The organism is Streptococcus sp. CCH8-C6 (assembly GCF_001557225.1).
In the GTDB taxonomy this organism is placed as follows: Bacteria; Bacillota; Bacilli; order Lactobacillales; family Streptococcaceae; genus Streptococcus; species Streptococcus sanguinis_C.
The window spans coordinates 211,983-230,079 of the sequence record NZ_LSJN01000018.1; the positions used below are offsets into that span (position 1 = coordinate 211,983).

An 18,097-nucleotide genomic window follows, 5' to 3' on the forward strand; every position below is an offset into this window, starting at 1 on the left:
AAACAGAGACTGATAGATGAAAGGATTGTCGTCATGACAGAAAAAGAACTACCCATCAAAGAATATCTTAGAGTAAAAAAAGAAGCTATTTATAGCCGCCTTATATTCTTGCTAACGGCCGTTACAGGAGCTATTCTATCCTTTATTTTGATTCATTCAGGATCTAGGAATCTAATCTTTGAAAATGTTTCAATTGGCTTAGTTGTGTTTGCAGGTGTTGTTATATCAAGGCCGTATTGGACAAAAAAGAAACAATACGAGAATCAGTATCCAGAATTGAAAGGAATGTCTACAAGAGGTACTGAAGCTTCTGGGAATTTTTGGGGAAAACATCTGATTGTATATCCAGCCATTTTTGTTTATATGGCTTGGGCCTTTTTCGCTTCTTATCATCCTGTTCAAAATCAGGAGATAATAGATGTTGATCTTCCGGCGATTAGTACAGAAACTGAGTATAGTTTGGATTTTCCAAAATCGGATAGTTCAGCGAGCACCAGCGACAGTCAAGGAGATACTCAATCTGAGGCTTCGTCGGTCGGACAAGAGGAAGAGGTCAATAAATGAATAAAAGAAAACTATTTATTTTAGTGATAGCTGTCTTACTAGTAGCTTTTGTAGCTTTGTTTATCTAAAAAAACAATTCTTTTCTTCCTCCAAGCCAAAGGAAGAGTCCAGAAAGGAAATATTAAATGATGAAATTTGGAAAATTTAAAAATTTACAGCATGTATCTACTCATTTACCACAAATAAATATTCCTCGAGCAAAAAAACTGTTGATAAATACATTTCAACAATTTCTATTAGAAAATCCTCTATTAATAGAAGAGTTAAAAGAGTACTATTTTCATGTTATAAAAATTGCAAGTCAACGATCTTATGAAGAATTACTAACCTTGTTAGCTAAGTATCTGGAACTTCCATATTTTTCTGAAATTAAGTACTCATTGACCAACTATAGATTGGTAGCCAAGGTTGAATTTGAAAATAGTATGGCAGAATCATTAAAAAATCAATTGCTATCTGACTTAATTTTATTAATTAATCTGACATTTGATTTTTCCAAAGTTGATAATAACAAAGTTTTTAGTTTTATCTCGAAAATTGACTATACTTTGTTGAGAGAGCTCCTTGATTCTACAATAGAAATTATGAACAATGCAGAAAATATAAATTATGAAAAATTAAGTAAATTATTTACAATAATTTCCCAAGATGAGAATATCTTTGAAAATCTTCAAAACTCTAAAAGTAAGAAGAAAATTTTGTTGAGTATTATCAAGTAGATTGAAAAGAAATTATTGTAGATGGGGGAGGAATATGAAGTGAAGATAGCACGCTTAACACCACATTTTTATTTTAGTGAATAAAATCATCAAAGAAAACTTAGGAAGCATTTTTTGGGTTCTGATACTAGACAAGAGGCAGCAGCTTTTTTAGTAACTTAAGTCCTTGTTCTAACTCTTCTGTCGTATCTGGTGAACAGGTGGCTACACGAAGAGCTGATTGTTCTGCTCCTCCTACCAGAAAGCGTTCTGCGCATAAAATTTCCACACCGTTTTTATTGGCCAATTCTTCAAAGTCATACCCATTTATGTGTTCAGGCAAAGGCAACCATTGAAATAAAACATAAGGATTGGCAGCAGCAGAGTTTGGAAAATACTGACGGTACAAAGCATTGCGTTCTTTAGCTAAGGCTTTTTTTCTTTCAATAACCTCATCGGCTTTACCGCTGACAATTAGCTCGCTGACGATATTAGCATCAAGCAAGGGGATATGAGTATTAAGAGTGTCAGCAGTTTTTGTAAATTGAGGCTGCAAATGGCTAGGAACAACCATATACGCCACACGCAGACCAGCAAATAAAGACTTGGACAGTCCGTGGATATAGATTGTATGCTGGGGAATGAGCTGAACAAAAGGTGGTGTGTTTTTAGCATTTATAAAAGCATAAGTATCATCTTCTATCAGCAAAAGATGATTTTTAACAATAAGCTCTGCTAACTGTCTTCGGGGCTTCAAAGACAGGCTAACAGTGGTTGGATTATTAGAAGTAGGAACCAAATAAAGGGCCTTGAGTTTCTGCTGTTTGAGTGTTTTTACTAAATCTTGAATGAGTATTCCTTCTTTATCGCTTTTTAAAGGTACCAGTTCAATCTGAAATTGATTAGCAAGAGCTATAAAATTTGTATAGGTAAAAGTGTCTACTCCAATTTTATCGCCAGCTTTAAAGAGAGTCAAAAATGCGATGACTAAAGCGTTCTGGGTGCCATCGGTCAGCAAGATATTGTTGACAGAAGTTTGGACTTGAAATTTTTGTAGCCAGTTTTGAGCAGTCAATTTTTGCTTTTGCTCCTGTTCCGTTTGACTGGCATCAAATTCAAATAATTGATCAACTGATTGGCTCTGCATCAATTTTCTAGATACATCAGATACGATATGATTCAGTTGATAATAGGAGCATAAGACACTGAGGCGGATACAAGTCTCATCCTTTTTAAAGGATGATAAAGGAAGAGGAGACTGAGATGAGACAAAAGTCCCCTTGCCGATTACAGCATGAATGAGCCCTTTTTGCATGCAAATTTTAAATGCTCTTGTAACAGTGCTTAAATTAATATCTAAAAAATCTGCCAATTCTCGCTGCGGTGGAAGCTGAGTTCCAAAAGACAAGCGTCCTGCCCTAATGTCTTGCTCTAAGAGTTGGGCTAAATGAAAATATAGGGGCGTTTTTAGTAAATTTCTGTCAGGTTTCCAAGTCATAGGGTAATTTTCAAATGAATTAATAGACATAGGCTCTCCTTAAATTGTCTGTCATACAATCTTATCGGTCCCCGTTAAAGAGTTTTCCTTTATAATAATTGTATGGATTGTATGCTTTATTATATCATTTTTAAAGGAGTTTAAAATGACTGACCTAACAAAGGGAGGTGAATTAAAAGCGCTTTTTGTTTTTGCCCTCCCTATTTTCTTAGGAAACTTATTTGAGCAGCTTTATAATATTACAGATACTGTTATCGTTGGTAATCTTTTGGGAGCTGAAGCCCTTGCTGCTGTTGGTTCTAGTACTCAAATATTAGCGTTGACAATATCAGTATCTACAGGGATGTCTATTGGTGCAAGTGTTATTATTTCCCAACTTTATGGCGCTAAAAGAAATCAAAATATGAAAGAAGTCGTTGACACAAATATTATTTTTATTAGTCTGTTTTCTTTCTTTTTAATGGTCTTAGGTCTACTTTACTCTCCTGTTCTTTTAGAACACTTGAATGTTCCAGCCAGCCTGCTATCTGATGCAGATGCGTATTTACAAACTATTTTGTTAGACGTCATTTTCATAAAATTTTTCACTTATGGTGTTGTTGGTGCCGCTCTGGCAACCGTACTTGCACAGGTCTTTTCCTTTATAGTCTGTTTGCGCTACATGTACAGATATTATCCTAAACTGGCTCCCAATCTTCTTCATTTAAAGTGGAAAGTCAGCGTTTTAAAGACTTCTTTAGCTATCGGGCTTCCTGCTATGTTACAGCAAATTTTTATCAGTTTAGGTTTTTTGGTTATCCAATTTTTAGTCAATGGCTTTGGAGCAAATGCGATTGCTGCTTATACTGCCGCTTCCAAAGTAGATGCTTTTGCAGAAATGCCTGCTATTAATTTAGGTCAGGCTCTTATGAATTTTACCGCTCAAAATAAAGGGGCAGGTGAACAAAAACGGATAGCAAAAGGAGGCAGGAGCGCCTTAATAATAACTTTGGGGATTTCGATTGCTATTTCTGGACTTATTTACAGTTTTGCTCCTCATTTTATTGCTATTTTTAATCGTCAGAAGGCAATTGTTCAGATTGGAGAAGGCTATCTACGAATTGTATCTATTTTTTACTTTGTTTTTGGTGCTATGCAGGTGCTAAATGGTCTATTATTGGGATATGGAAAATCCTTATTGCCATTGATTGCTTCTGTCACCACCTTTTGTCTGCTGCAGGTTCCGTTAGCTGTCTGCTTATCTCATACAAAACTAGGTTTTAACGGTATCTGGCTGGCAGCCCCTTTTGGCTGGTTTGCAGGCTTTTTAATGAGACTAATTTATTTTACTAATATTTCAAAACACATTGAGAGAAAGGAGTAGAAATGAAAGCAGTTTACATTTATGAGCAGGGAGACCCTTCAGTCATCCAAATTGGTGATTTGCCTGTCCCAGAGGTGATACCTAAAACAGTTCTCATCAAAGTTTTGGCAGTCTCGGTCAATTATGTTGATACCTTTATTCGCTCGGGACTTTATCAGACTCAATTGCCTCAACCTTATATTCTCGGTCGGGATGCTGTTGGCGAGGTGGTCAGCGTTGGTGATGACGTTAGCCAATTTGCCGCTGGTGATTTAGTCTGGACCAATAGTATGGGTTATGATAGCAGGCAGGGGGTCACTAGCGAATATGCTTTGATCCCGGCAGAAAGGCTTTTCTCAGTTCCTGAAGGAGCCGATCCAGTAAGACTAATTGGAGCTGTTCACTCTGCTGCGACTGCGGCCATCGTTTTGCAGGATATTATGCAGCTGGCAAGAGGTCAAACCTTATTAATTGAAGGGGCAGCAGGCCATGTAGGCAGCAAACTGCTTTGCCTTGCCCATGAAGCAGGTGCAAAGGTTGTTACGACCTCTAACTATCAGGATTTTTCAAAATTAGGCCAAATTGGGAGTTCTGCTTGTTTTGATTACCGTGATGATAAGCTTTTTCAAAAGCTGACGGAGCAATTTCCAGCTGGCTTTGATCATATTATTGACACTTCTGGGGAAATAGCTTTACAGACTAATATTGATTTGCTGGCTTTAAAGGGTGCCATAACCCTCATAACAACTCCTCGGGAGAGTACCTTTGATGCCCGACAATTCTATATGAACTGTCAGCAAATCAGAGGCTTTGTTATCAGCCAAGCCAACTTAAAACAATTGCAAATGGCAGGAAGACTTGTGAATAATGCCTTTAAAGAAGGCCGACTTTTAGAAGATGATACTGTTATTAAGACCTTTGATGAAGCAGCAGAGGCTCACCGATTACTGGATAATAAAAAAGAAAGGCGAAAAATTGTCTTAGTACCGTAAATAACGGAACACACCCTAAAAGATTGGGATTTAGAGATTTAGACCAAGCTTCTTGTCTGCAAGCAGCCGGCGTCACTTGCCTAAAATCCTAGTCGCTTTTTACGGGCTTTGTATCTTATATTAAGGAGGATTCTCATGAAAATTAATACACACGAACTTTGGTCAGGAGCTGATAAAAGCTCTGTCACTTATACAACCTATCTAGTGGAGGAAACGCCAGATATTAAGAATCATAATCCGCGTCCGGCTGTGATTATCTGCGGTGGGGGCGGTTTCTTTAAAGTAACAGATCGTGAAAAAGAGCCGGCAGCCCTTTATTTTCTTAATAAAGGCTTTCAAGCTATTACGCTTGATTATACAGTCGGCAAAGATAGTAGCTACCCAGCTCCCCTCTATGATTTAGCGAAAATGTTGCTGATAACAAGAGAGAAAGCGCAGCAGTGGAATATTGATCCAGATAAAATCATTTTTATTGGCTTTTCAGCAGGTGCTACCCACTGTGCCTCCCTAGCTAATCGCTGGAATGAGTCTATTTTGCAAGACTATTTTAACTATCCAAAGGAAAAAATAAGACCAACTTTAGTAGTTTTATCTTATCCCTTATTAGACTTTAACCATCAGTATGATAGTGTTGTGGCAGATCCAGATAATCAGCGGCCAACCAAGTTATCTCCCATGCCCAAACTAGACTTTCTAACTGGGGCCTTGAAAACAGTTGTGGGTAAAGAGTTAACCAGAGAAAATCTACAAGAACACAGTCCGATAGAACATATTTCTGCAGACACCGTTCCCACTTTCATTTGGGGCATGCAGAATGACGACTGCATCTATAACAATGCTCTCTTGGACTATGCTAAAAAACTAAAAGATAAGGCTGTTTTATACGAATTGCACATGTTTGCGATGGGGGAACACGGCTTATCTGTCATTAATCGAAATACACAGGCAGAATTTTCAGATTATGAAGAGTTAGCAATTTGGAAAAAATTATGCATGAACTTTATCAATCAGGTATTAGCTTTAAATTAAAGAATCAAAAAACGAGACTTTGATGTATTGTCAAAGTCTCGTTTTTAATGTCCTAAAAGAATAAAACGGATAAGCCAGAGCAGGCTGATGTGTATGGGATGAAAAGCGTAGAAGCCCCATTTAACCCAGAGTGGGGAGTAGCCGCGCCGGCCATTGTAAGCTTCCAACAGCGGAATGACCAACAGAAAGCCAAATTGGGCTAGAAAGCCGGCCCAGTTTTCAAGACTGGGATAAGACAGCAGCGCACTGTGCCATATATGAAAATGAAGGCAAGGAAGATACTGCCAACCTCGTCCTCATCATGAAAGTGAATAATCGTTAAAAAGAAAAAGCAGCCGCAAACGGGCTTCCTCAGGAATTCGCTTTGCCCTGCTTTTTTTATATTCTTATCGTTTTAAGACAGCCCCTTTAATCTCTTAATAAAGATTTTTTATTATATTTAAGTATGAATACAATGACATTTTATAAGAGCTGGTTAGGTTACTGTTGATACTGTCAATAATTATGTGTAAACACTCTAGTAGAGTTATGGAGTGTTAATCAAATAAGCTTTCAAGTGTGTCAGAACATTGGCCAAACCCTTTATGGATTCGTTGACTTTGCTTGAAATTATAATCTTCAAACAAAGTAACTAAGTAACGTTCTAGAGCCTCCTCGTTAGGAAAAAGAACCTTCTTTTTCGTTTGACGTTTGATTTCTTTGTTGAGAGACTCAATGAGGTTTGTCGAATAAATGCTGTGCCAAATCTGGTAGGGAAACTGATAAAAAGTTAAAAGATTACCCGTATTCTCCAAACTTTCCATTATTTTCCTATACTTTGGCTTCCATTCAGCGATAAAGTCCTTCAAAGCTTGTACTACCATTTCTAAATTTTCAACGCGATAAATCGTTTTAAATTGCTCCAAAATAACCGCTCTATCTGCTCGTTTCACTTTACTAGCCAGATTTCGACTAATATGAATGAAGCAACGTTGTTGTTTAGCTAATGGGTAAGCCTGACTGATCATCTGCTCAAGCCCCTTGAAGCCATCGGTCACTACAAGAGAAACCTGTTGAACCCCTTGGTTTTGAAGATTGTCTAATAGGGTGGACCAAGAAGCATTGTTTTCATTTGGGGCTAGGAAGTTAAGCAATTCTGTGGTAAACTGTGTCATAGGAATAATTCTCTTTCTAGTAATGTTTCGCAACTCTACTATAACGGATTTATTAGTTTTTGTGTTTACACAACTTATTTTACACTACCAATGATGATTAAGGAATGGCTACAAGAGTTAAATCAATTTAAACTAGGAATTAATCCTTATAAACGTCCAACTGACGAAGTTATTAAACTAACTCAAGAAGATATATCTATTTATCAAGAAAAGAATATGCTAGCTACATATACAGCTGGTTATCCTCTTGAAGATTTTAAGGAGGAATATATTAACTTTGTCAACAGTCTGCTTCCAGTTTGGCATAGCAATTCTGGCTATCTTCAAATGGTTTGGGCGCTTTCTATTGGTCTTCTGTTAGAAATTGATGAAGAGATTTTTAATCAGCTAGTAGACTTGGTTAAAAAAGATGATCCAGAGGATTATTTGATTGATTACTTGATTCAATCACGTCATCCAGATTGGAAGATTCATATAAACTATAATTTTCCAAGACCTTATGGCTTTACTCGAAAAATTATTGAAGAAGAGAATGCTGAACAGGCTCTCAAACTGCTCAAAGAATATGTAATTAAGAAATGGTATCCAGGACATAGGGATACAGGTTGGTATGATTTGCATAAGCGGAATATTGATAATTATTATGGTTATTGGTCCTTTGAGTCAGGTGCCCTCTGCAAGCTCAAGGGGTTGGATTATAGGGAATTGGAAGGTGTTCAGTATTTCCTGTATGATTTGGTTGCTGAAGGCGCAGAAGTCTAGGGTATTTTATTTTAACTAAAAATAAACGAATTTAAATGGGTGTTTGTATGACAACAGAAATTCAGCAATACAAAAATTGTACGATATTAAAAAACAACAATGATTATCAGATTCTGTGGAGTAGGGGGAAAGAAGTGCTTAACTTTCCCATTAGTCAGCAATTAGCAGAACGTGTTTCAAAATCAGAAAAAGATTCTTTAGAAGCAATGTTTTATTGTGAACATCATCATTGGCCAAAGGCAGATGAGTTAGATGATTATAATTATTCAGATACGATTGTACATAGAGGCGATGGATTTGTTGTATATGAGACAGATGGTTATTACGAAATTAGCTTCTTTAAAGAAATTGGGGGAGCCATGGGTCCAGAAGTTTGCTATCCCATTACTAAGGAACTGATGGATAAAGCATTTGAATCTTCTAGGGGAGCACATGAGGTGATGATTTATGCCGAAACAGGGAACTGGACCTTAAGTAAATAAAGAAATATTTGATAGGTAATTTTACTAAGGAATATTTGCGGTCAAAAACAATAAGTCGATATGAGATCAAATGTTTTGATAACATTAATAAATGATTAGTAGATAGGTATCAATTAGTGAAGGTGATGTAATGGAAACAATTTATTTAAGCAAAAAAGATATGTTGGAAATCTGTCAAGATGGGGATAAGTATTTCTTGCGTTATCCAACTTTTAATATTACCTGCCCAGAAGTGATTAGAGAAATTCCCAAAGAAGTTGCAGAAAGCTATATGTCGGGAGAACATACTGGCAAAGAGTTGATGAATTATGCGCAATATGGTTTTTGGAAATCTAAAAAACAATATACACAAGATGAGTCTGGTAAGCTCTTCATCGAAAATCATCCTTCTTTTATTTTAAAAAACCCTGAAAATAGTCGTCGTCTTTTTACAGCAGAAGAATTTACCCAAATCGTCACTCAAGCCATCTCTTCAGAACTCAAGCCAACTGAACTTGACACCATTGGTACAGTTGATAATCATTTGGAGCTTCTTCTAGTTGATCCAGTTGACTGGCAGGAAGAAATAGAGGCAGTCCATCTGGAAATTCTGCAAGAAAAACTCAATAACTATATCTACTTCCTCGAAAGTAAGCAATATGTGGAGAGATATGGCGATAGCTTTGACAAGAAAGTCATCCATATCACCTTCCAGTATTCTCCATCTGACAACGGTCTAGCCTTTCTCGCCGCTGTTCAGAAGACATTGCAGAATACGGATATGAGTTTGAAGATAGAATTACCAGAGTGAGAAAAAACCACAGAAATCCCTCGTGAACTTCTGTGGTTTCGTTTTTTTACTCTTGATAGGAAACAATACCGATGATGGTATCGACAGCGCGTTCCATGGTTTCTAGGCTGACATATTCGAAGCGGCCATGCATGTTTTCGCCGCCGGCAAAGAGGTTGGGAGTTGGGATGCCCATAAAGGAAATTTTAGAGCCGTCAGTTCCGCCACGGATAGGCTCGATAATAGGCTGGATGTTCAGACTTTCCATGACTGCTTTGGCGATATGGATAGGTGTCATGTCCTTTTCAATGACCTGCTTCATGTTGTAATACTGGTCTTTGAGGGTCAGGATAACGCGCTCGCTGCCCAGCTCTTGGTTCATCTTATCAGCAATGACCTTCATAGCAGCTTTGCGATTTTCAAAAGCCTCTGTCTCAAAGTCGCGGACAATGTAGCTAGCTTGAGCTTCTTCGACAGTACCAGTCAGGTTCATCAGGTGGTAGAAGCCTTGGTAGCCCTCAGTTTTCTCTGGTCGGTCTGCTTCTGGCAGCTGGTTGTGGAAGTCAATAGCCAATTGCAGAGCATTGACCATCTGGTCTTTAGCAGTTCCTGGATGGACATTGCGGCCTTGGAAGGTCAGTTCTGCTCCAGCGGCGCTAAAGGTTTCGTATTGGAGCTCGCCTAAAGGTCCGCCGTCTACTGTGTAGGCAAAGTCTACATCAAAGTCTTCAGCGTCAAACTTATCAGCCCCGATACCGATTTCCTCATCTGGACCAAAGCCAACTCGGATTTCTCCGTGTTTGATTTCTGGATGGGTAGACAGGTATTCGATAGCCGTCATGATTTCAGCGATACCAGACTTGTCATCTGCTCCCAAAAGAGTCGTTCCGTCAGTTGTGATCAGGGTTTGGCCCTTGTATTTATGGAGACTGGCGAAGTCCGCAGGATCTAAGTTAAAGCCAGATTGCCCCAGCGGAATCACACCGCCATCATAGTTTTCAATGACCTGCGGCTGGATGTTTTCTGCGTTGAAGTCGGCTGTATCCATATGAGAAATAAAGCCGATTTTGCGGGTAAAGCTAGGGTCGTTGGCTGGCAGAGTTCCAATCGCAAAGCCATTGGGCAGGTAGTAGACATTTTCCAAGCCGACCCGCTTCATCTCAGGGATGAGGACATTTTTGGCAAAGTCCACCTGACTCTGGGTGCTGGGCGTAGTAGTAGATGTCTCGTCTGAGCGCGTGTTGATTTTGACATAAGTCAGAAAACGCTCTAAAAGATTAGGATATTTCATAAATGCTCCTTGTTTCAATTCATTTAAGTCTATTTTAGCATATTCAGGAGAGAGTGAGAAATGTTTTTCGTTTCTTGAGGGTAGAGGTAAAATCTAGCAATTAGTTTTATATCTTGTCAAAATCTGGTAAACTATATCTATGCAAATGGAAAAAACAATCAGCAAAGCTGTGATTTTGGGGGCTTCGGGAGGTATAGGTCGTCAGCTGGCTAGAGAACTGGCTCAAAGGACAAACCAGCTTATTTTGGTCGGCAGAGATGAAGCTAAGCTCATTCAGCTGCAAGAGGACTTGTCTGGAGTTAGAGCTAAGCTTTCCTGCAGAGTTTTGGATTTGCTGGATGCAGCTGCGGTAGACGATTTTGCTCAGCAGCTAGAGGCAGATCTACTGATTAATTGCTGCGGTCTGGCGAACTTTGGTCCAGCGCTATCTCTTTCGGAAGCAGATGAAAATGCCCTCTGGCAGGTTAATTATCAGGCACCGATTCGACTGATCAAGCAAGTTGCGGAGCGTAATTGCAAGGTAAGGCTTGTCCAGCTTTCATCACTAGCGGCACTTTGTCCCCATCCTTATCTGGCAGCTTACAGCGCCAGTAAGGCCGCTTTGCAGACCTACTGTCTAGCCTTGCAAGAAGAGCTGCGCCTCAAAGGCTCTGAAATGACAGTTTGTCTTTATATACTGGGACCGGTTCGGACTTCTATCTTTCCTCCAGAGTTACAGAATGCTTTGGGTGGTGGTAAATTGCAGATGAGCCCGGAGATAGCAGCACGACGCATCATCAGACTCCTTCAGCAAGACCGTTCCTATGCTATAGTGGGCAAGAGATATCGACTATTGGCTTGGCTCATGAGACTACTTCCGCAAAGATGGATTATCCGTTTGATTGGCGCGTATCTACGAAAGGGGCTTTGAACATGAAACTTATTTTTTTCCTGCTGACATCTGCTTACCTGCTTCTCTTTATCTTGCGTTGGCTCTTGTCTTTGGCTTATTTGAAAAAAGGGCAGAGCTCTTCATCAGACTTTCAAGAGGAGCTTTATACGGTGGTTCAGCCCATCCTATCTGGTGATCCTCGTTTGGAAAATGATTTATTAGCCAATCTCCAACAGACTGAAGCAGTTGAGTTTTACTGGCTGATTGATCAGTCTGACCCAGAGGCGCAGCGAGTGGCTGACAAGATTTGTCAAAATCCTTCTTATGCCCAGCGCATTCGCATTTTTCTCATGGAGGATGTCCCCCAGGGGATTAATCCTAAGAGTTATAAGATTGAGCAGATTATAGATGAGCTGACTCGACCTTATTTGATTGTTCTCGACGACGACAGCGTCATTGATTTTTCAAAAATGGGAGAATTGACAGCTCATCTAGGTGAGAATGTTATTTTGACCGGTATTCCCTATAATCAAGAGCGAAGTAATTTCTGGTCCAAGCTAGTGGCAGCTTTTGTCAATGGAAATTCTTTCATTACCTATTTTACCATGGCAGAAGTCAAAGCAAATCACTCGATTAATGGAATGTTCTACATCCTGCCACTTGAACTGGTTAGGGAGCAGAAGCTCTTCAGTGCTATTAAAGACTATCTATGTGATGATTTAGCTGTAGCAGATTTTCTGCGCAGCAAGGGAGTGGAGATTATCCAGACGCGGGTGACCTGTAATGTTCGGACCACTATCAAGGATGCCAAGCAATATCTGCTGCAAATGAAGCGTTGGCTGCTTTTTAGCTCTATCTATCTGAAGGAGCACTTGGACTGGAAGGTTATTATTTTAATTGTTCTGCCTAGTTTTCTGCCCTTTCCTACCTTGCTCATTAGTTTCTTTCTTGGCTGGCCTTTTGTGCTGCTGGCTTTGCTTTTGCTCTTAGTCAAGGCGGTTTGGATGCTGGCTTATCGTCGCCTTATCCTAACTACTCAACCGCATCCTGATGAAGTGTTCTACGAAGTCCTGAATGATTTACTCTTGCCTTGGCTTTTCCTCTATATCTTGCTCAGTCCGCGGGTGATTAACTGGCGGGGAAGGAAGATTCGAGTGACGGATGGGAAAATCCGCTATGAGTAAGATGAAGCAGTACTTGGATAAGTTGGATGCTCTGTCGCCAGACCAAACCTTACTAAAATCTAGCAAGGTCTTGCTTTTTCTCAGTGGCAGCAGTCATTTGGACTGCGCTAGTCTGACATCAGGACAGCTTGAGTTTCTTGAGCAGATTTGTCCACCAGATTTCTCAGTGGTGGCTAGTAATTTTCCATTTAATCAGGGATTTGAGCACGAGCGACAAGCCCAAGTTTCCTTGCTGAATGCTTCCATTTCCAATATCCGTTACTATTGGCATACTCTCTACAATTCTCGCTTTCAGGAGGCTTTGCAACGGCATTTGTCTCCTTTACTAGATGCTGAGGAGGCTGTCATTATCTGCAAGAGCTCGGGGCTCAATATGCTGACACAGTGGCTGGAGGACTTGGGTGAGGAAAATTTGCCCTTCAGACTGAGAGTGATTGCGCTGGGGCCTGTTTCACGGAGACTCCTAAATCGCAAGGATATTGACATACTGGTCATTAAGGGAAAGAAGGATATTTACAGCAGATTTCTAGATGGCCATCCAGCTGATGTGATAGTGGATAGCAATCATTTTGATTATGAATACAGGGAAGATGTGAAAGGATTAGTTTATGACTGGATTAGAAAAAGTGATAAAGATTGATGTGATTAGTGTGCCATTTAGTGGGCATTTGCTGCCTACTTTGACCTTAGTCAAGCCTCTGCTGACGGATCCGCGTTTTCGGATTCGGGTCATCACTGGCTGCCAAAAGAAAGAGCTAGTAGAGGAAATTGGTTTTGACTGTCTGGCTCTCTTTCCAGAAAGACCGACAGTGATGGAAGACATCGCCAATACTCCGCAGCAAAGCAATCTTTTGATTGCCTATCAGCAGTTTCGGGCCAATTCTAGACTAATTCCAGAGGTTATAGACGAATTAAATCGAATTTGGCAGGAGGGTGGTAAACCGGATTTGGTCATAGCAGATTTTGTTGCTTCACCAGCAGGTCTGATTTCTGATCGCTTTGACATCCCCTGGATAACCACAATTCCGAGTCCGGTTGCGATTGAGTGCCGGACGACAACGCCGACCTATTTGGGAGGATGGAAACCTCATCAGGGTGCCTTATACAAGTTCAGAGATGCCTTGGGCAGGCAAGTTATTCGCTGTGGAAAGAAAATGGCTTTTGCTTTAGTTCGGAAGAGTTTGGGAGACTATCAAGATTTTAAACTCTATAGGGAAGACGGCACAGAAGCTATTTACTCGCCTTACTCTATCTTGGCTTTGGGCATGAAAGAGCTGGAGTTTCGAGATGATTTTCCTAAGCATCTTCGCTGGGTTGGCTACAAATGCCTGTCCTTTGATCGTCTGCCTGAAGCACATGAGTCTTATTTTGAGACCGATAAGAAGCGGGTTTTAGTGACTTGCGGTACGCATTTGAAATGGGAGAAGGAGCGCATGGTGGAAAGAGCGAAAAAGCTGAGTCATCTCTACCCAGATTACCTATTTTACGTTACCTTGGGTGAAGCTAGTGGTCTGGGAAATCCTCCGCGCGAACTGGCGGAAAACTTGCTGCTCTTTGACTATCTGCCCTATACCGACATTCTGGATAAGATAGATTTTGCTATTCACCACGCAGGAACGGGTATCATGATGGCCTGTATTGAGCATGAGATTCCCAGTCTCATTTTGCCGCAGGATTATGACCAGTTTGACAATGCCGTTCGTGCTGAGATTGCCCAGGTGGGGCTGGTTTCTCGCAGAAAGAACGATGCAGAAGTGCTGCGCCTTTTTAAGGAATTGACGGATCGCACGGACTGGTCTAAGTTGAAAACTCTTGCCCAGCAAAGCAAAGAATATCAGCCTACAGAGATTCTCTATCAAGAGCTGGGGCGGTTGCTTAAGGTTGATTTATAACTGGAAAACTCAACAAACTATTAAAGCATACTTCCAATATTAAAGTATCTGAATTATTAAATTTCCCTATTCTTTTTAAGGAATAGGTTTTTTGGTCTATTCAAGTCTTTTTTAAGATGTTAAAATGAAAGTGATTACAAGAAAGTCGTTGGAAAGTCAACTTGGCTTTCTCTGAGTGACTGAAGAGGAAAGATGATGAAGAAAGCAATTCTAATGATGACTTTTGGCTCGCCAGAGGAGATTAGCTTTGAGGGAGTGGCTGAATTTTTTACCAATATTCGCCGCGGCGTCAGACCGCAAGACCATGAGATTCAGACCCTTTATGATAACTATGTCCTCATCGGTGGAACGCCTCTGCAGCGTATCAGTCTAGAAGAGGTGGAAAAGGTCCGTCAGCGTTTGTCTGGTGAGTATGAGGTTTATTTTGCCAATAAATTCTCACGTCCTTTTATACCAGATGTAATTGAGCAGATGGAAGAAGATGGTATTGAGGAATGTATCTGTTTGATTCTAGAGCCTCATTTTTCTTACTATTCTGTCATGGGCTATGAGAAGTTTATCCAGAGTGATTCCATTCGCTTTAATATCATTAAGGAATGGTATCAGGAAGAAGCTATTCTTGATTATTGGTCAGAGGAGCTGAGAAAGATTCTTACAGAAGAGGTTAGAGAAGAGACCTTCAAGATTTTCTTCTCAGCCCACAGTGTGCCTATTCTGGCCTTGGATTTCGGAGATCCTTACATTGATCAGATCTATGACAATGCCCGTTTGATTGCTGAAAGGTTAGGTCTGACAGAAGAGGATTATCTCAATGTTTGGCAAAGTGAGAGTGACATCGGACTCCCTTGGATCAAACCTGACGTGCTGGACTACATGCGCCAGCAAGAAGCACATCCGCAGCATTATATTTTTGTGCCGATTAGCTTTATCAGTGAGCATATAGAGGTTCTTTTTGACAATGATGTTGAGTGTAAGGAACTTTGCGATGAACTGGGTGTTGCTTATCATAGACCGCCTATGCCCAATGCAGACGACCGTTTAATTGAGGCCCTGATTCAAACTATCCGCCGCCATGAGCATGAACCCTTCAAAGAATGCTTTCCAGAAGAAGAAACCTTCGATGAATTGCAGCCGTCGGAGGAGAGCAGCCAGATTCTTGCAGAGGATGAAGAGCTGAAAATGCCAGATTTCGTCAAGAAACTGATTGAGAAAAAAGGGCGCGAGAATGTTAAGATGCCGTATTTTGTCAAGAAAATGCTGGAGAAAGCAGGAAAGCTGCCCAAGAGATGATTGTTCATATTCGTTGATGATTTTATAAGATTATTCTAGAAGGAGAAAACTGTGAGACTTTGGCACCAAGATTTGATTGAAAAACTTCCGCGCCAGCAGCTTTTAGGCCAGCACCGAGAGTGTGCAGCCTTACGTGGACGAGGTTGGGGCAAGCCGCATGCGACGGTCAACTATGTTTTTGAGCACAGCCCTTATTGCCTGTATGCTTATCATCTCTTGATTATGGAGGAGATGCAACGACGGGGCTATCAGCCGGATAGCCTTTGGCTGGATAAGGACTACCGTGGCAAGACCTGCCCGCCTTACCAGAAGTTGCCGGCTGAGGAGCTCGAACATCCCATTTATCCGGAGCATGACACAACCTATCTGCAAGAATGCTTGGAAAATCTGAAAGAGAAGGGGATAGATATTGTCTGATTTCCAAGTGCCAAGACCATAGCACAAAAAAGGAAGATACAGCACTCTTCCTTTTTTGTTTCAAGTCCATGTTTTCAAAACTGCCGAATGTCTTGGTAAGTGACTGTTTCATTCTCGAAAAATGGGAAGCAATTCAAGGGCTGCTAAACTCTAAAATATGTTTGCTCCCTAAACATAGTTAGTCTAGATATTATGACTAGCTTTTTTGTATGTTATTTTGGAAAAAATACTAGTGATTTTAGGAACTTGAAATTTTTTTAAATTTCCCGAGTTGTAATTATTGAAATTACAATTCTATGTGTTATAATTTTAGATGTAACAAAAAATATTACAATAAAAATTTGTAACTTTAAAGGAGGAACATATTATGGCAAACATTACAATTTTTGGACAAGGAAATATGGGACAAGCAATCGCAAGTGTATTCACTTCAGGTGGACATGAAGTTGATTTTGTAGGTAAAGAAGGTCTTACAAAACGTGCGGGTGATATTGTTGTATTGGCTGTTCCATACGCCGCAATTGCAAGCATTCTTGAAGCTAATAAAGCATCGCTCGCTGGAAAAATCTTAGTAGATATTTCTAACCCTGTAAACTTTGAGAATATGGATGAATTGCTTACACCGGCTGGGAGTTCAGCAGCAGAAGAAATTGCTAAGTTGATTCCTGAAGCTCGTGTGGTCAAAGCTTTTAATACAAATTTTGCGGCGACAATTGCTTCGAAACAAGTCGCAGGTAAAGAAAAAACAACTGTTCAATTGGCATCGGCTGACCAAGAAGCTAAGAAGATTCTTGCTGGATATATCCAAGAAGGTGGTTTAGATACGATTGATGCGGGCGAGCTCAAACGTGCCCGTGAATTAGAGGCAATGGGATTCTTGCAAATAACACTTGCCGTACGTGAGAAAATCAACTGGACAGCTGGTTTTGCTGTTATTAAATAAAAAATAGCCTCAAAGCGGGCTAATTCTTAGACTGAAAACAAAATCCTCAGAAGTTTTACTTCTGGGGATTTATACTTTTATGAGTTCAAAATAAACTTCTCGATAGCTGTAGCGACCCCATGTTCCTCGCAGCTGTCTGTTACGGCATCGGCTAGGCTTTTGACATGGTCTGAAGCATTGCCCATGGCAACACCGAGGCCAGCATATTTCAGCATTTCGATGTCGTTGTTAGCATCTCCAATTGCCATGATTTCCTGAGGATTGACGTCCAATTGTTTAGCCAATCGCTCTAGGGCAAAGGCTTTTGTCACACCGGACGGCATGGCCTCGTAAATGACTGGCTGGGAGCGAACACCGCTGAAACGCTGGCAGATTTCTTGGCCAAAGTCGGCTTCAAAAGCATCTACTTGCTCTTGGCTGCCTAAAAACATAGCTTGAAACATTCTGTGTTTACCGCTGCAAGCCTCTTCCAGACTAATCTCGGTTGGAGTGGTGAATACTAGGCTAGCATCATTCACGACATAGGAACTGGCTTTTTCTCCGACGACGAAATAATGCTCTTCATCAAAGAGAGTCAGCTGGACAGGGCTATTTTCAGACAGGGAGTAGAGATAGCGAATATCCTGACCGCTCAGCTCTTGCCAGTCTACCAGACTCCAGTCGCTGGTCTGGTGAGTGGCGCAGCCATTGTCCACGATAACATATTCGTTTTCTTGTGCAAGGCCCAGCTTGTCATAATAAGGCTTGACGCCGACTAAGGGACGACCAGTGCAGAGAACCAATTTGACTCCTTTTTCAATAGCTCGGTGTAGAGCTTCAATGTGAGCCTGGGGAATTTCTTTTTTGCTGTTGAGCAAGGTGCCGTCCATATCAAGTGCAAGAATTTTAATCATAAAGTGTCTCCAAAATTATTCTCTGA

The 18,097-nt window shown here is 40.5% G+C and carries 18 protein-coding genes and 1 pseudogene; 15 read left to right on the forward strand and 4 right to left on the reverse strand.

What is annotated here, in order from left to right; all coding sequences use genetic code 11:
* Nucleotides 1–33 precede the first annotated feature (33 nt).
* A complete protein-coding gene (locus AX677_RS01910) occupies nucleotides 34–564 on the forward strand; it encodes a hypothetical protein (protein WP_002930726.1) in 531 nt (176 codons plus the stop codon).
* Nucleotides 565–689: 125 nt separating this feature from the next.
* Nucleotides 690–1,283 (forward strand): hypothetical protein, encoded by a 594-nt coding sequence (locus AX677_RS01915; protein ID WP_002930725.1) that lies wholly within the window; start codon nucleotides 690–692, stop codon nucleotides 1,281–1,283.
* A 127-nt stretch (nucleotides 1,284–1,410) separates the two neighbouring features.
* On the opposite strand, the gene AX677_RS01920 is transcribed toward AX677_RS01915, so the two are convergent.
* Nucleotides 1,411–2,790 carry a PLP-dependent aminotransferase family protein gene (locus AX677_RS01920; protein ID WP_060975979.1) on the reverse strand — a complete coding sequence of 460 codons (1,380 nt, stop codon included), beginning with the start codon at nucleotides 2,788–2,790 and terminating at the stop codon, nucleotides 1,411–1,413.
* Nucleotides 2,791–2,878: 88 nt separating this feature from the next.
* Here AX677_RS01920 and AX677_RS01925 point away from each other — a divergent pair, with 88 nt between their 5' ends.
* The 3 genes from AX677_RS01925 (at nucleotide 2,879) to AX677_RS01935 (ending at nucleotide 6,123) form a co-directional block, all read left to right on the forward strand.
* Nucleotides 2,879–4,123 carry an MATE family efflux transporter gene (locus AX677_RS01925; RefSeq protein WP_268687550.1) on the forward strand — a complete coding sequence of 415 codons (1,245 nt, stop codon included), beginning with the start codon at nucleotides 2,879–2,881 and terminating at the stop codon, nucleotides 4,121–4,123.
* Nucleotides 4,124–4,125: 2 nt separating this feature from the next.
* Entirely contained in the window at nucleotides 4,126–5,094 is a 969-nt protein-coding gene (locus tag AX677_RS01930) for an NADPH:quinone reductase (RefSeq protein ID WP_002924420.1), read from the forward strand.
* Nucleotides 5,095–5,229: 135 nt separating this feature from the next.
* Nucleotides 5,230–6,123 (forward strand): alpha/beta hydrolase, encoded by an 894-nt coding sequence (locus tag AX677_RS01935; RefSeq protein WP_002924421.1) that lies wholly within the window; start codon nucleotides 5,230–5,232, stop codon nucleotides 6,121–6,123.
* Between the two features lie 536 nt (nucleotides 6,124–6,659).
* On the opposite strand, the pseudogene AX677_RS01940 reads toward AX677_RS01935, so the two are convergent.
* Nucleotides 6,660–7,256 (reverse strand): annotated as a pseudogene (locus AX677_RS01940) (IS256 family transposase); the annotation flags it as partial.
* 111 nt (nucleotides 7,257–7,367) lie between these two features.
* Here AX677_RS01940 and AX677_RS01945 point away from each other — a divergent pair.
* The 3 genes from AX677_RS01945 (at nucleotide 7,368) to AX677_RS01955 (ending at nucleotide 9,311) form a co-directional block, all read left to right on the forward strand.
* Nucleotides 7,368–8,039 (forward strand): PoNe immunity protein domain-containing protein, encoded by a 672-nt coding sequence (locus tag AX677_RS01945; protein ID WP_002930721.1) that lies wholly within the window; start codon nucleotides 7,368–7,370, stop codon nucleotides 8,037–8,039.
* Between the two features lie 47 nt (nucleotides 8,040–8,086).
* Nucleotides 8,087–8,521, forward strand: a complete 435-nt coding sequence (locus AX677_RS01950) for a hypothetical protein (protein ID WP_060975980.1) — start codon at nucleotides 8,087–8,089, stop codon at nucleotides 8,519–8,521.
* Nucleotides 8,522–8,651: 130 nt separating this feature from the next.
* A complete protein-coding gene (locus AX677_RS01955; RefSeq protein WP_060975981.1) occupies nucleotides 8,652–9,311 on the forward strand; it encodes a DUF6572 domain-containing protein in 660 nt (219 codons plus the stop codon).
* A gap of 46 nt (nucleotides 9,312–9,357) precedes the next feature.
* Here the strand turns inward: AX677_RS01955 and pepT are convergent, their stop codons facing one another.
* On the reverse strand, nucleotides 9,358–10,581 hold the full coding sequence (gene pepT, locus AX677_RS01960) for a peptidase T (protein ID WP_060975982.1): 1,224 nt from the start codon (nucleotides 10,579–10,581) through the stop codon (nucleotides 9,358–9,360).
* A gap of 139 nt (nucleotides 10,582–10,720) precedes the next feature.
* On the opposite strand from pepT, the gene AX677_RS01965 reads away from it, so the two are divergent.
* From AX677_RS01965 to AX677_RS01995, 7 genes are all read left to right on the forward strand, one after another.
* The gene (locus AX677_RS01965) at nucleotides 10,721–11,491 is read left to right on the forward strand and encodes an SDR family oxidoreductase (RefSeq protein WP_060975983.1); all 771 of its coding nucleotides are present in this window, start codon (nucleotides 10,721–10,723) and stop codon (nucleotides 11,489–11,491) included.
* A gap of 2 nt (nucleotides 11,492–11,493) precedes the next feature.
* Nucleotides 11,494–12,636 (forward strand): glycosyltransferase, encoded by a 1,143-nt coding sequence (locus AX677_RS01970; protein ID WP_060975984.1) that lies wholly within the window; start codon nucleotides 11,494–11,496, stop codon nucleotides 12,634–12,636.
* The gene (locus AX677_RS01975; protein WP_060975985.1) at nucleotides 12,629–13,276 is read left to right on the forward strand and encodes a hypothetical protein; all 648 of its coding nucleotides are present in this window, start codon (nucleotides 12,629–12,631) and stop codon (nucleotides 13,274–13,276) included. The genes AX677_RS01970 and AX677_RS01975 overlap by 8 nt, the downstream gene beginning before the upstream one ends.
* Nucleotides 13,245–14,528, forward strand: coding sequence for a glycosyltransferase (locus tag AX677_RS01980; protein WP_060975986.1), 1,284 nt, complete (start codon nucleotides 13,245–13,247; stop codon nucleotides 14,526–14,528). The genes AX677_RS01975 and AX677_RS01980 overlap by 32 nt, the downstream gene beginning before the upstream one ends.
* 195 nt (nucleotides 14,529–14,723) lie before the next feature.
* Nucleotides 14,724–15,818 (forward strand): ferrochelatase, encoded by a 1,095-nt coding sequence (hemH, locus tag AX677_RS01985; protein WP_060975987.1) that lies wholly within the window; start codon nucleotides 14,724–14,726, stop codon nucleotides 15,816–15,818.
* A gap of 51 nt (nucleotides 15,819–15,869) precedes the next feature.
* The gene (locus tag AX677_RS01990) at nucleotides 15,870–16,235 is read left to right on the forward strand and encodes a TIGR02328 family protein (RefSeq protein ID WP_060975988.1); all 366 of its coding nucleotides are present in this window, start codon (nucleotides 15,870–15,872) and stop codon (nucleotides 16,233–16,235) included.
* Nucleotides 16,236–16,602: 367 nt separating this feature from the next.
* Complete coding sequence (locus AX677_RS01995) at nucleotides 16,603–17,178, forward strand: NADPH-dependent F420 reductase (protein WP_060975989.1); 576 nt, start codon at nucleotides 16,603–16,605, stop codon at nucleotides 17,176–17,178.
* Between the two features lie 77 nt (nucleotides 17,179–17,255).
* Here AX677_RS01995 and AX677_RS02000 read toward each other — a convergent pair whose 3' ends face one another.
* Complete coding sequence (locus AX677_RS02000) at nucleotides 17,256–18,071, reverse strand: Cof-type HAD-IIB family hydrolase (protein ID WP_060975990.1); 816 nt, start codon at nucleotides 18,069–18,071, stop codon at nucleotides 17,256–17,258.
* Between the last annotated feature and the right edge of the window lie 26 nt (nucleotides 18,072–18,097).